Below are 13,387 nucleotides of genomic sequence, written 5' to 3'. Positions count from 1 at the left end.
TTGGAACCACCGGCACCGGCATGCTCGCGCATGCTCCATAAACACAAATCAGTATGAGTAACATCATCGCCATCGTAGGCAGGCCCAACGTGGGCAAATCCACCCTTTTTAACCGTCTTACAGAAAGCCGCCAGGCTATCGTAGACGATTTCAGCGGCGTTACCCGCGACCGCCACTACGGTGCAGGCGAGTGGACAGATAAACAGTTCACCGTGATCGATACAGGCGGATACGTAGCCAATTCAGAAGATGTGTTCGAGGCTGCCATTCGTGAGCAGGTCATGATTGCCATTGAAGAAGCCAGCGTGCTGCTTTTCCTGGTCGATGTAACCACCGGCATTACCGATCTGGACGACGAAATTGCCAAAATACTTCGCCGCAGTAAAAAGCCGGTTTTTACTGTCGCCAATAAGGTAGACAACAATGCCCTGCTCAACGAGACAAGCATTTTTTACAGTTTTGGCCTTGGCGAGATCTACCCGATTTCCAGCATGACAGGTTCAGGCACCGGCGACCTGCTCGATGCGGTCATTACCCATTTCGAGGACGAGCCTGAAGAGGAAAACCAATTGCCGAAAATCACCATTGCCGGTCGTCCAAACGTAGGCAAGTCATCACTCATTAACGCACTCATCGGGAAAGAACGCAACATCGTTACCCCGGTTGCCGGAACCACACGCGACTCGATTCGCATTCATTACAACCAATATGGCAATGAATTTATGCTCATCGACACCGCCGGCCTGCGCAAAAAAACCAAAGTGAGGGAAAACATCGAGTTTTATTCGGTCATGCGCACCATCAAAGCGCTTGAAGAAGCCGACGTTGTGGTGCTGATGCTCGACGCCGCAGAAGGTATCGAATCGCAGGATATTAACATTTTTCACCTCGCGGAAAAAAACAAAAAAGGTGTTGTGATCCTGGTAAACAAGTGGGACCTGATTGAAAAGAACAACAAAACAGTCAAAGAGTTCGAAGAACAGATCCGCGAAAAGATTGCTCCTTTTACCGATGTGCCCATCATCTTTACCTCCGTTCTGAACAAACAGCGTATTCACAAAGCTGTAGAGGCGGCACTCGAGGTTTACAAGAACCGCAGTAAAAAGATCCCGACCTCAAAACTAAACGATGTCATGCTGCCGCTCATTGAGAGTTATCCGCCCCCATCAAACAAAGGCAAGTACATCAAGATCAAATACATTACGCAAATCAATGGCATTTCGCCGATGTTCGCGTTTTTCTGCAACCTGCCGCAGTACATCAAAGAGCCCTACAAACGGTTCATAGAGAATAAACTGCGCGAAAATTTCGAATTTTCAGGGGTACCGATTCAAATCTATTTCAGGCAAAAATAATGGCAATGCACATCATCCCCTCTGAACTGCAGGACCTGCAACTCATCTTCGACTTTTATGCGCTCGCGGTGGCGCATCAGAAGCGCGTGTTTAACCGGCATTGGCAGGACTTTGATCCCGACATGGTGCAGGCCGAAATCAGGGAGCAGCGCCAGTGGAAGGTCCTGATCGACAACCGGCCTGCAGCGGTCTTTGCGACCGCGTTCAGCGATCCGCTTATCTGGACCGAAGCGGAACCAGTCAGCGCCATTTACCTGCACCGTATTGTTACGCACCCTGACTTCAGGGGGCGCAATCTGGTACAATCCATCACGGACTGGGCGGTAGCCTATGCCAGGCAAAAAGGGCTCAGCTTTGTGCGCATGGATACCTGGGCAGACAATGACAAACTACTGAAGCATTATACCGCCTGCGGTTTCAGGCACGCGGGCACGGTAACGCCCAAGAGCAAGGGGCTGCCACCCCACTATGCAGGCATTACTTTAAATCTGTTTGAAATAGACGTCAGAGAAGCAGCGGGATAAATGCGCTGAGCCTTATTGCAAATTAGCCATGGCCTGCTTAATGACATTATCATTCGCGTTCATCGCGCGGTAATAGCCCGAATCGCCCAGGTGATAACGGAACAACAGAGCTTTCAGGTCATTACAAATAAGTGATTTTGCGTTGTAGAGTTGTGTTATATCCAACTTTAGCTTGTTTTTCTGCAGGTACCTGACGAAGTCTTTAAACTCCGCATCATTCAGGCTAAAAGTATCGAGGTTCTGCTCCACGTAGGCTTTATTGTACCGGTTTGCCAGCACCTCAAGAACATAATCTGTAATGATCTTTTTATTCAGCAGCGCCACATAAGCCTGGTTGTAACCGGAAGTATCCAGTTTCACAAAGACATCAGGCAAAATGCCGCCAGGCATAAACCGTTTTGGTATGGGCACCTGCATGGTGGCTTTGGGCAATGAGTCATTTGCAGATACGTCGTCTGTCAGTTCGCCGCTGTTCAGCCGGTCTTCGACTTCGTGCCGGTAGGCGTTAAAACCCTTCCGGTAAGATTTCTGAATGCTTCGCCCGGAGGGTGTATAATACCGTGCAATGGTCAGGTTCAGCGCCGAGCCGTCATTGAACGGAAACTGCTCCTGTACCAGGCCTTTGCCGAAAGAGCGCCGGCCTACAATTACGCCGCGCTTCAGGTCTTGTATGGCGCCGGCTACGATCTCACTGGCCGAGGCCGAATTTTCGTTGATCAGTACCGCCAGCTTTTCGCGTGTAAACTCGCCCGTACCTGTAGAAAAATATTCGGTTCGTGGTTCGTGCCTTCCTTCTGTGTAAACGATCAATTTATTCTCTGGCAGGAACTGGTCGGCCAGGCCGGTAGCAGCCATCAGGTAACCGCCGCCATTGTCGCGCAGGTCAAGGACCAGTTTACGCATGCCACGGCTGCGCAGCATCCTGGCCGCATCGGCAAAGTCCTGATCGGTTTGTGCACCGAATTTACTGATGCGTACATAACCGGTTTCAGGATTGAGCATGTAGGCAGCATCAATGCTTGACAAGCGCACGCTGCCCCTGGTAACCATTACCGTTGATGGGAGCAAGTTTCCGGGATGCAGCAGGGTCAGTTTGACACTGGTTCCGCGGCGGCCTTTGAAGCGGCCGGTCATTTTCTCGCGCGGGAGGTTACGCCCGCTTATGGTCATGGTATCAACTTTCAGAATCTTATCGCCTTTCTGTATACCCGACTGCCAGGCTGGCCCGTCTTTTACAACATTGGTAACCAGCAAAGTATCTTTAAGAATATAGTATTCCACGCCGATGCCTTCGAAGTTGCCTTCCAGGTCTTCGGCAAGCGCCAGCGCTTTGGTTGGCGGCAGGTAACTGCTGTGCGGATCGAGGCGGTGAAGAACACTGTCTATAGGAAGGTTGGCCAGCTTTTCGGTATCCACATCGTCGACGTAATTGCCATTGATGATGTGCAGGATTTCATCGACCTTTTCAGGGTTGTTATCGGCATATTTTGTACGCTTCTCCAGCACATATCCCTGGTCTTTCAGAAACTTATAACCCATGAACATACCCAGGATCAGGACCAGAGAATAACTAAGGGAAATGAGTAGGTTGATGCGCGTATTTCTTTTCATTCGAAAGCCAATACAAATTTATGAAAATTAAAGCGTTATGTAAGATACAGCGGGAATTATTTATTTGTTTTGGAAGATTATTCGACAATTATTTGCAGGCTACTGATCTTCTGTATAAAATTGTAGAACATTTCCGCCCGAACCGCAATAAAGCTGTGGTTCAGATAAAATTAAACGCATGAAAAGGGTTACCGAGCAGGATTCAAACTACAGACATATCGACAAGATGTCTGTACAGGAAATTCTTACAAACATTAATAACGAAGATAAAACCGTTCCATTGGCTGTCGAAAAAGCCATTCCCCAGATAGAAAAACTGGCCACCGCGGTTGCCGAAAGAATGCAGCAGGGAGGCCGGCTGTTTTACATTGGTGCAGGCACCAGCGGAAGACTTGGCGTTGTTGATGCTTCTGAATGCCCGCCTACTTATGGCGTACCTTTTGACTGGGTTGTCGGTATCATTGCGGGCGGTGATACCGCTATTCGCAAGGCTGTCGAATTTGCGGAAGATGACGAACACCAGGCCTGGACCGACCTCCAGGAATTTAACATCAATCCGAAAGACTGCCTGGTTGGCCTGGCTGCATCAGGCACCACGCCCTATGTGATTGGCGGCCTCAACAGCGCGCGCAGCCAGGGCATCCTGACGGGATGTATTGTGTGTAATGAAGGCAGCCCGATCGCGGCAGAGTCTGATTACCCGGTAGAAGTGGTCGTTGGGCCGGAATTCATTACCGGATCAACCCGCATGAAGTCAGGTACCGCCCAAAAGCTAGTTCTTAACATGCTCAGCACCACGGTAATGATAAAATTAGGCCGCGTGGTCGATAACAAAATGGTCGATATGCAGTTAACCAATAATAAACTGGTCGACCGCGGAACGCAAATGGTCATGGATGAACTGCACATTAGTCAGCAGGAGGCCTCTCACCTGCTTACGCAGCATGGAAGCGTGCGCAAGGCGGTCGAAGCCGGTCAGAAATCGACACTTTAAAGCATTTTTTATGCACGAAATTGAGCCTTTTTTTCAATGGCGTGACGACTACATATCTTCTGAAGATGAACGTTCGCCTTTCTACAATACGGAGTATTCCGAGTTGTATTTTGACAAACAGGTCTACAATTTCCTGCTCCACCCGCAGTGGGATGATTTCGGTTCGACAACCCTGTACATCAAGGTGCTCTATGCCGATTACGACCGGGGTTATGCCATCGTTGAAATGATCGGCGAATGGAACGATGCGGTGAACAACGACATCATGCTGCTGAAACGGGAGATCCTGGAAATGATGATGGATGAAGGCCTCAACAAATTTATCCTGATTGGTGAAAACGTGCTTAATTTCCATGCCTCAGATGACTCTTACTATGAAGAGTGGTTCCAGGATGTAGATGAAGGCTGGATTGTCGGCGTGAATTTCCAGCAGCACGTGATCGACGAATTCAGGCACAACAACATTGATTATTACATCAACTTTGGCGGACAGCTCGACAACCTGCACTGGCGCAGACTCAAGCCATTGCAGTTTTATAAAAAAGTTGAGGAAGTCCTGACAAAAAGATTAAACTAAAACTCTATTTTTAACATCCACACAATTTAATTAACATGGAACAACAAAATTATTCATACGATGACCAGAGCGTTTTTGTTCAGCAGGAACGTTCGGTATCAAAAAAGTTTTTCGCGAGCGTCTTTATGTGGATGTTCGTTGCCTTGCTGATCTCAACCCTTGCAGCAGTCTTTGTCAGCAGTTCAGAAGAAACCCAGGCTTTGCTCTTTAACCGGGAAACAGGTCAGCGCACCGGGCTTGGCTACGTAGCCATGTTCGCACCACTGGGGCTGGTCCTGCTGATGGGCGCTGGCTTCAGCCGGCTGTCTTATGGAGCCATTTTAGGTGTTTTTATTCTGTTTTCGCTCTTGCTTGGCGTCAGCCTTAGTTTCGTTCTTCTGTATTATGCAGAGGCCTCTATCATCAGCTGTTTTATCGGTGCCGCCGTTATTTTCGGTATCATGGCGGTTATGGGTTACACAACCAACATTGATCTGAGCAAGTTCGGCCCAATTCTGATGGTGGGTGTAATAGGTTTGTTCCTTGCCGGACTGGCAAATATGTTTATTCAGAGCGAGCAGTTCAGCTTTATCATGGCCTTCGTAGGTATAGCCGTATTTACCGCACTTACTGCATACGACGTACAAATGATTAAACGCATGGGCCAGGGAATTGAGCGTGACGGCAGCAGCATTGCGCATGCAGACACGAAGAAACTGGCCATCATGGCTGCTTTGTCACTGTACCTGGATTTCATCAATATTTTCCTTTACCTGCTGCGCATATTCGGCGGTAGAAAGTAAGCCCCAATCAAAACAAAATTTTAAAAGCCATGCATTTTTGTGTGGCTTTTGTTATTTAATTCGGTTGAGCCGGTGATTTTTTGGAAATCAGATTTCTTTGTTGCATTTTTGTGTCGCTTATTAAGAAAGATGGAGGGATTAGACCCTGCGAAGTCTTAGCAACCTGTGCCAACAAGGTGCTAAATTCTATCCTGGTTAGTGCCTGGAAAAGATAAGTAGAGAGACCCTTCCCGGATTTCCTGATAAGCATCGTCACCCCGGAAACTGCGCTGATTCAGCCGTTTCGGTCGTGCCGGTTTATTGATGTAATACAGGGTAATCCTACACGGGCGAAGGCCCACGCGCAACATGAGCATTAAGAAAGACTTAGAAGAACGCATTCTTGTGATCGACGGGGCCATGGGCACCATGATCCAGCGTTACACCCTCACAGAAGAGGATTTCAGGGGCGAACGCTTCAAAGATCACCCCTGCGATGTAAAGGGGAACAATGACCTTTTAAACATCACCCGCCCCGACATCATCAAAGCCATTCACCTCGAATACCTGGAGGCCGGAGCCGATATCATTGAAACAAACACGTTCAGCACACAGCGCATTTCCATGGCCGACTACCAGATGGAAGCGCTTTCATACGAGCTGAGCCTAGAAGGTGCACGCATTGCCAAAGCGGCCTGCCAGGAGTTCATGCAACAACATCCCGATCGCCGCTGTTATGTAGCAGGCGCCATCGGACCAACGAACCGCACGCTTTCACTGTCGCCTAATGTCAACGACCCCGGTTTTCGCGCCATCACGTTCGACGAACTGGTCGATGCCTATTACGAACAGGTTCGCGGCCTGGTAGATGGGGGTTCAGACCTGCTGCTGATCGAGACCATTTTTGACACACTGAATGCAAAGGCGGCGATCTTCGCCATTAAAAAATATGAAGCCGAGCTTCGCGCCGACCATAAGACAGCGCTGTTTGAAGAGCGGCCAATCATGATCTCGGGTACAATTACCGATGCATCGGGCCGTACGCTTTCAGGGCAGACCGCCGAGGCCTTTTTAAACTCGGTTGTTCACGCCAATCCGTTAAGTGTCGGTTTCAATTGTGCCCTGGGCGCAAAAGAAATGCGGCCGCACATCGAGGAACTCGCGCAGAAAGCACCCTGTTTCGTGTCGGCCTATCCGAATGCTGGTTTGCCAAACGAATTTGGTGCGTACGATGAACTGCCTGCAGAAACTGCAGCTTTCATCGAAGATTTTCTAAATTCGGGCTTTGTGAATATGGTTGGTGGCTGCTGCGGCACCACGCCTGCACACATCCGCGCCATCGCACAGATTGCCCGCCGGTCCAAGCCGAGGCAGGTGGCCCAACCTGAGCCCTTTATGCGGCTGAGTGGCCTGGAGCCTGTAACCGTTACACCCGAAAGCATTTTTGTGAACATTGGCGAGCGGACCAACATTACCGGGTCGCCCAAGTTTTCGAAATTGATTTTGGGCGGCGACTATGAGGCCGCGCTCGCAGTGGCGCGTCAGCAGGTTGAGGGCGGTGCGCAGATCATTGATGTGAACATGGACGAAGGCATGCTCGACTCTGAAGCAGCCATGACAAAATTCCTGAATCTGCTGGCTTCAGAACCAGATATTGCAAGACTGCCGGTTATGGTCGACTCTTCCAAATGGAATGTCATCGAAGCCGGGCTAAAGTGCCTGCAGGGCAAAGGCATTGTCAACTCGATCTCTTTGAAAGAAGGCGAAGATAAATTTCGCGAAAATGCCCGTACCGTTATGTTGTACGGTGCCGCCGTGGTGGTCATGGCGTTCGACGAAAAGGGACAGGCCGACAATTACGAACGCCGCATCGAAATCTGTAAACGCAGCTACGACATCCTGGTTAATGAGATCGGTTTTCCGCCCCAGGACATCATCTTTGACCCCAACATATTGACCGTTGCCACCGGACTGGAGGAACACAACAACTATGCGGTAGATTTTATCAATGCAACACGGTGGATCAAAGAAAACCTGCCCCATGCCAAGGTAAGCGGCGGCGTATCGAACATCTCCTTCTCGTTTCGCGGCAACAACACGGTACGCGAAGCCATGCATTCGGCCTTCCTGTACCACGCCATCCGGGCAGGACTCGACATGGGTATTGTTAATGCCGGCATGCTGGAGGTATACGAAGAAATTCCCAAAGAACTGCTGGAGCGCGTTGAGGATGTCCTGCTCAACCGCCGCGACGATGCCACTGAACGCCTGGTCGAATTTGCAGAAACCGTCAAATCAAAGGGCAAAGAGGCGGTTAAAGACGAGGCCTGGCGACAGGGCCCGGTCGAAGAGCGTTTATCACACGCGCTCGTCAAAGGGCTGATCGAATACCTGGACCAGGATGTGGAAGAGGCGCGGCAAAAGTATCCCAAACCCCTGCACGTCATTGAAGGCCCGCTCATGGATGGCATGAACATCGTCGGTGACCTGTTTGGCGCCGGCAAGATGTTTCTCCCCCAGGTTGTCAAGTCGGCCCGGGTCATGAAAAAGGCGGTGGCTTATCTGCTCCCTTTTATCGAGCAGGAAAAACTGGACAACCCGGACGGCAACCAAAGCTCTTCGGCCGGAAAAATTTTGCTGGCTACCGTAAAGGGCGATGTACACGATATCGGCAAAAACATTGTAGGCGTTGTGCTGGCCTGCAATAACTTTGAAATCGTCGATATGGGCGTGATGGTGCCGGCACAGGAGATCATCCGCAAAGCGCGCGAAATTAACGCTGACATCATCGGTCTGAGCGGACTGATCACGCCATCCCTGGATGAGATGGTACATTTTGCAAAAGAAATGGAACGTGAGGGTTTTACAATTCCGCTTATTGTTGGCGGGGCCACGACCTCGCGCATTCATGCCGCTGTTAAGATTGCACCGAACTATTCCGGACCAGCCATCCATGTTCTTGACGCCTCCCGAAGCGTTACGGTTTGCAGTACGCTGATGAACCAGGAAACCCGCGAAACCTATATTCGTGACATTCGGGCAGAATACGACAAGGCGCGCGAGGCACACCTGAACAAACGTTCTGACAAACGGTTCAAAGACATAGATGAAGCGCGTCAAAAACGTTTTCAGATCAACCTGAACGGGATGATGCCGCCCGCACCCAGCTTTACCGGCACGCGTGTTTTCGATGATTTTCCGCTCAACGAGCTGGTTCCCTACATAGACTGGACGCCATTTTTTCACACCTGGGAGCTGCGGGGCAGTTATCCGCGCATTTTTGACGACAAGGTAGTCGGCAACGAAGCACGCAAACTCTTTGCCGATGCGCAGGAACTGCTTAAAAGGATCCTTGACGAAAAACTGCTCACAGCAAAAGGCGTTATCGGTTTCTGGCCCGCACAGGCTGTAGGCGATGACATCGAACTGCTCGTGGATCAAAACGGAAAAACAGACAAGGTAACCATTCATACCTTGCGCCAGCAGGCAGAAAAGACCGAGGGGCAGCCGTATTATGCATTATCAGACTTTATTGCCCCTCAGGACAGTGGCATCCCTGACTATTTCGGCGGATTTGCCGTAACAACCGGCATTGGCTGCGATGAACTCGTCGCAACTTTCGAACAAAATCACGATGATTACAACAGCATCATGACCAAAGCACTGGCCGACCGGCTGGCAGAAGCTTTCGCAGAAAAGATGCACGAACTGGTCAGAAAAGAATACTGGGGTTATGCACGCGGTGAAAACCTCAGCAATGAGGATCTCATCAAGGAACAGTACGCCGGCATCAGGCCCGCACCGGGTTACCCGGCCTGCCCTGACCACACCGAAAAGGAAACCTTGTTCAACTTGCTCGATGCTGAAAAACAAATTGGGCTTCGCCTTACCGAAAGTTACGCCATGTACCCGACAGCTGCGGTAAGCGGTTATTATTTCGCGCACCCCGAATCGAGGTATTTCGGGCTGGGTAAAATTACCCGGGACCAGGTGGCCGACTATGCGCAACGCAAAGGCATGACGCTTGAAGAAGCGGAACGCTGGCTTGCACCCAACCTGGCCTATTAATTTGTGATTCACGCAGACAACAGAAGTATCCAGACAACCACATGAAAATTACAGAACATATCAGCAACGCAAAGGGAAAAACGCTCTTTTCATTTGAATTGCTGCCTCCAATCAAAGGCCAGAGTATCCAGTGGGTCTACGATGCCATCGACCCCCTTCTCGAGTTTAACCCGCCGTTCATCGATGTAACCTCACTGCGTGAAGATTATATCTATAAGGAACAGGACAATGGCCTGTTGCAGAAAGTATCGTACCGGAAACGGCCAGGCACCATTGCGATCTGCGCAGCCATTATTCATAAGTATAAAATCGATGCCGTGCCGCACCTGATTTGCGGCGGCTTCACCAAAGAAGAGACTGAAAATGCACTGATCGACCTGCAGTTCCTGGGTATAGACAATGTCCTGGCGCTGCGCGGTGATGCCAGGCAGGCCGACCCTTCGTTTATCCCGACACCAGGCGGCCACTGTTATGCAACAGACCTTATTCAGCACATTAAGAACCATAACGAAGGCAAATTTCTGCACGAAGACGTAGAGAGTTTCAAGAGCGATTTCTGCATCGGTGTGGCTGGTTACCCTGAAAAACATTTTGAAGCGCCCAACCTGGGTACTGACTTTAAGTATCTGAAGAAAAAAGTCGACATGGGTGCCGAATTTATCGTTACGCAAATGTTTTTTGACAATAGGAAGTATTTTGACTTCGTGAAAAAATGTCGTGAAAACGACATCAATGTGCCCATCATTCCCGGCCTGAAGCCGATCAGCAATGCCAAACAATTGATCTCTTTGCCAAAGATCTTCCACATTGACCTTCCCGAAGACCTGTGCGATGCCGTACAGCATTGCAAGTCGGTCAAAGAAGTAAAAGAGGTAGGCACTCATTTTATGATCAAACAGTGTAAGGAACTGATTGAATTCGGCGCCCCTGTGCTTCACTTTTACACGATGGGCCGGCCGGAGCAAACCAAAGAAATTGCGCGTGCAATTTTTTAGGGCAGCTGCGTAAAATTTTCGGGAACATCGTATCCTCTGCGGCTGAATCGTTATGTTAGCCCAGAAATTAAACCGACATGCTTAAAAAACTTCTATTCGCTCTTCTGGCTGTGCAGCTGGTATTTACACACTTGGTTGCACAGGAAATCCCGGCGCCACCGTCTGCCAATCGTGAGTTCCGGGCGGCCTGGGTTGCCACCGTAGCGAACATCAACTGGCCAAGTAAACCCGGACTGACAACTAAAGCGCAGCAGGATGAAGCCATCGCCCTGCTGGATATGCTGCAACGCCAGAATTTCAATGCCGTCATTTTCCAGGTCAGGCCACAGGCCGATGCCTTGTATGCCAGCAAACTGGAACCCTGGTCATTCTTCTTAACCGGCGAGCAGGGAAAAGCACCCGAACCCTATTATGACCCCCTCGAATTCTGGATCGAGGCCGCGCATGACCGTGGCCTGGAGCTGCATGTATGGCTCAACCCCTACCGCGCCCATCACATAGCAGGGGGCCCGGCAGGTCCTGCTTCTATTGTCAGCAAACGCCCAGACCTGGTTTATAAACTCAAGCAGGGATACTGGTGGCTGGATCCGGCAAAAAAAGATGTTCAAGACCTGTCTGCTGCTGTTGTTCGCGACCTGGTAAGCCGGTATGACCTGGACGGCGTCCATTTTGACGATTACTTTTATCCTTACGAAGAGTACAATGGCGGCGGTGATTTCCCGGATCAGGACAGCTGGAATGCGTACACACGCGGCGGCGGTAAACTGAGCCGCAGCGACTGGCGCAGGGAAAATGTGAATGTCTTTATTAAACGCGTGTACAAGGAGATCAAATCAATCAGGAAAGAAGTGAAGTTCGGGCTAAGTCCATTCGGTATCTGGCGACCCGGTTATCCGGCATCCGTCCAGGGATTTGACCAATACGACAAATTGTATGCAGATGCGAAGCTGTGGCTGAATAAAGGCTGGATCGATTACTTTACACCGCAGATTTACTGGCAGATCAACGACTACCCGCACAGCTTCCCGGTTTTGCTTGGCTGGTGGCAGTCAGAAAATACACAGGGCCGTCACCTCTGGCCCGGACTGAACAGCGGCCTGGGCGGCGGAGATAAAAACAGCGATGAGGTCATCAACCAGATCATGATTACACGCGGCATGCTTCCGCAAAGTCCTGGTGTTATTCATTGGAGCATTGCCGCCCTCACCAAACATGAAAGTTTGCGTAAGGACCTGCTGAACGGTCCCTATAAACGGGAAGCACTTGCGCCGGCCTCCCCCTGGCTCGACCGGAAGGCACCTGCATCGCCGGTTGTAACCACCAATGCTCTTGAGGCAGATCTCAACGTCAGGTGGACCCACCGCAAGGAAACCGATGTATTTAAGTGGATTGTTTACAGCCGCTATGGCAACAATTGGAATTATAGGATATTGAACCGAAAAGACCGCTTTTTTGCGCTAAGCCGGAATGCCCCTGCCACGTCAAAAATTGGCGCAAAAACACCGCTCCAGACACTGAATGCCATTGCTGTAACGGCAGTTGACCGCAGCGGCAATGAAAGTAACCCTGTCATTTTGCCGGTTTCTCAATAAAAGACCATTAGTTTTTTGATTGTGACGCCCATACGATAAATAAAGGCTCGAATTTTGCTAGATTCGCAGCATAACGCTTGGTTCATGAGGTTATTGAAAGTTGTTTCTGTTTTCGTATTGCTTTTGCTTTTTACCAGCAAGATCGTCTCTGACGCGCGGATTTTCGCGTTTTCAAACGCGATCGAAAGTGTAGCGGCCGAAGCCGGGGAAACAGAAGAAACCGAACCCAGGCTTAACGAACTTTTCATCAGTATTTCCGTATTAATGGTTATTGCGCCGTTCTTCCTGCTTCTTGGTGAGAAGCAGGTGCCCTTAAAACACCAATCCTGGATATCTTTTTATCCGCCTATCCAGACACCCCCGCCGAACAGGCTGTTTTAAGACCCGAACAAGCAATGAATCAGGCGGCGACCGGCCGCCCATGTTAAACCCATTTATATAATTCTGAGCATGAAAATTTTAATGACAGCCCTGGTATGTGGCATAATGGCATGCAGCCTTGGCAGCCAGGCACAAAAACTGAGTGACAATCAACTAAAGTCAAACATTCAACCGATCGAGAACCCGGTTAACCGCCTTGTGCAGCTTGAACCTGTCAGTTTTGAGTACAACAAAGATTGGAGCACACGGCTAAAACTTGGCCAGAACAAACAGTTCGGCTTCGTTGCTGAAGATCTTGGTAAGGTTTTCCCTGAACTTGTCTTTACCCAGAACAAAGACTACCCATCAGGAAAAAATGCCAGCAAGATGGCGAGTGTGAATAAGGTAGATCTGGAGGCTCTGGTGCCCGTACTGGTTGCGGCCATGAAAGAGCAACAGGCAGAGATTGAAAATTTGAAAAAAGAAATTAGCGGCCTGAAAAATGCCGGCCTTGCTGACCAGAAACAGCGCATGCAAGGTAAATAGAATA

At 49.9% G+C, this 13,387-nt stretch carries 11 protein-coding genes and 1 riboswitch; of the genes, 10 read left to right on the top strand and 1 reads right to left on the bottom strand.

Annotated features, from left to right (window positions below; genetic code table 11):
• Nucleotides 1-53: 53 nt before the first annotated feature.
• Nucleotides 54-1,355 carry a ribosome biogenesis GTPase Der gene (gene der, locus C7T94_RS05880; RefSeq protein ID WP_107214348.1) on the top strand — a complete coding sequence of 434 codons (1,302 nt, stop codon included), beginning with the start codon at nt 54-56 and terminating at the stop codon, nt 1,353-1,355.
• A gap of 5 nt (nt 1,356-1,360) precedes the next feature.
• On the top strand, nt 1,361-1,879 hold the full coding sequence (locus C7T94_RS05875; protein ID WP_162618560.1) for a GNAT family N-acetyltransferase: 519 nt from the start codon (nt 1,361-1,363) through the stop codon (nt 1,877-1,879).
• Nucleotides 1,880-1,891: 12 nt separating this feature from the next.
• Here the strand turns inward: C7T94_RS05875 and C7T94_RS05870 are convergent, their stop codons facing one another.
• Nucleotides 1,892-3,490, bottom strand: coding sequence for a S41 family peptidase (locus C7T94_RS05870; RefSeq protein ID WP_107214346.1), 1,599 nt, complete (start codon nt 3,488-3,490; stop codon nt 1,892-1,894).
• Between the two features lie 178 nt (nt 3,491-3,668).
• On the opposite strand from C7T94_RS05870, the gene murQ reads away from it, so the two are divergent.
• The 8 genes from murQ (at nt 3,669) to C7T94_RS05830 (ending at nt 13,383) form a co-directional block, all read left to right on the top strand.
• Complete coding sequence (gene murQ / locus C7T94_RS05865; RefSeq protein ID WP_107214345.1) at nt 3,669-4,484, top strand: N-acetylmuramic acid 6-phosphate etherase; 816 nt, start codon at nt 3,669-3,671, stop codon at nt 4,482-4,484.
• 10 nt (nt 4,485-4,494) lie between these two features.
• A complete protein-coding gene (locus C7T94_RS05860) occupies nt 4,495-5,061 on the top strand; it encodes a hypothetical protein (RefSeq protein ID WP_107214344.1) in 567 nt (188 codons plus the stop codon).
• A 35-nt stretch (nt 5,062-5,096) separates the two neighbouring features.
• A complete protein-coding gene (locus tag C7T94_RS05855) occupies nt 5,097-5,843 on the top strand; it encodes a Bax inhibitor-1/YccA family protein (protein ID WP_107214343.1) in 747 nt (248 codons plus the stop codon).
• A 114-nt stretch (nt 5,844-5,957) separates the two neighbouring features.
• A riboswitch (SAM riboswitch) is annotated at nt 5,958-6,061 on the top strand.
• Nucleotides 6,062-6,191: 130 nt separating this feature from the next.
• Nucleotides 6,192-9,890 (top strand): methionine synthase, encoded by a 3,699-nt coding sequence (metH, locus tag C7T94_RS05850; RefSeq protein WP_107214342.1) that lies wholly within the window; start codon nt 6,192-6,194, stop codon nt 9,888-9,890.
• A 41-nt stretch (nt 9,891-9,931) separates the two neighbouring features.
• Nucleotides 9,932-10,885 (top strand): methylenetetrahydrofolate reductase [NAD(P)H], encoded by a 954-nt coding sequence (gene metF / locus C7T94_RS05845; protein ID WP_107214341.1) that lies wholly within the window; start codon nt 9,932-9,934, stop codon nt 10,883-10,885.
• 77 nt (nt 10,886-10,962) lie between these two features.
• Nucleotides 10,963-12,477 carry a glycoside hydrolase family 10-like protein gene (locus C7T94_RS05840; RefSeq protein ID WP_107214340.1) on the top strand — a complete coding sequence of 505 codons (1,515 nt, stop codon included), beginning with the start codon at nt 10,963-10,965 and terminating at the stop codon, nt 12,475-12,477.
• Nucleotides 12,478-12,561: 84 nt separating this feature from the next.
• A complete protein-coding gene (locus C7T94_RS05835) occupies nt 12,562-12,858 on the top strand; it encodes a hypothetical protein (protein WP_107214339.1) in 297 nt (98 codons plus the stop codon).
• A gap of 69 nt (nt 12,859-12,927) precedes the next feature.
• The gene (locus C7T94_RS05830; protein ID WP_107214338.1) at nt 12,928-13,383 is read left to right on the top strand and encodes a tail fiber domain-containing protein; all 456 of its coding nucleotides are present in this window, start codon (nt 12,928-12,930) and stop codon (nt 13,381-13,383) included.
• The last annotated feature ends 4 nt before the right edge of the window (nt 13,384-13,387 follow it).

It is taken from the genome of Pedobacter yulinensis, from assembly GCF_003029735.1.
Classification (GTDB): Bacteria; Bacteroidota; Bacteroidia; order Sphingobacteriales; family Sphingobacteriaceae; genus Pedobacter; species Pedobacter yulinensis.
This window is presented reverse-complemented; position numbering and strand designations above follow the sequence as displayed.

Coding starts and splice junctions, on each gene's coding strand:
- der (WP_107214348.1), top strand. CDS start 54: ATGAGTAACATCATCGCCATCGTAGGCAGGCCCAACGTGGGCAAATCC.
- C7T94_RS05855 (WP_107214343.1), top strand. CDS start 5,097: ATGGAACAACAAAATTATTCATACGATGACCAGAGCGTTTTTGTTCAG.
- C7T94_RS05840 (WP_107214340.1), top strand. CDS start 10,963: ATGCTTAAAAAACTTCTATTCGCTCTTCTGGCTGTGCAGCTGGTATTT.
- C7T94_RS05875 (WP_162618560.1), top strand. CDS start 1,361: ATGCACATCATCCCCTCTGAACTGCAGGACCTGCAACTCATCTTCGAC.
- C7T94_RS05860 (WP_107214344.1), top strand. CDS start 4,495: ATGCACGAAATTGAGCCTTTTTTTCAATGGCGTGACGACTACATATCT.
- metF (WP_107214341.1), top strand. CDS start 9,932: ATGAAAATTACAGAACATATCAGCAACGCAAAGGGAAAAACGCTCTTT.
- C7T94_RS05830 (WP_107214338.1), top strand. CDS start 12,928: ATGAAAATTTTAATGACAGCCCTGGTATGTGGCATAATGGCATGCAGC.
- murQ (WP_107214345.1), top strand. CDS start 3,669: ATGAAAAGGGTTACCGAGCAGGATTCAAACTACAGACATATCGACAAG.
- C7T94_RS05835 (WP_107214339.1), top strand. CDS start 12,562: ATGAGGTTATTGAAAGTTGTTTCTGTTTTCGTATTGCTTTTGCTTTTT.
- C7T94_RS05870 (WP_107214346.1), bottom strand. CDS start 3,490: ATGAAAAGAAATACGCGCATCAACCTACTCATTTCCCTTAGTTATTCT.
- metH (WP_107214342.1), top strand. CDS start 6,192: ATGAGCATTAAGAAAGACTTAGAAGAACGCATTCTTGTGATCGACGGG.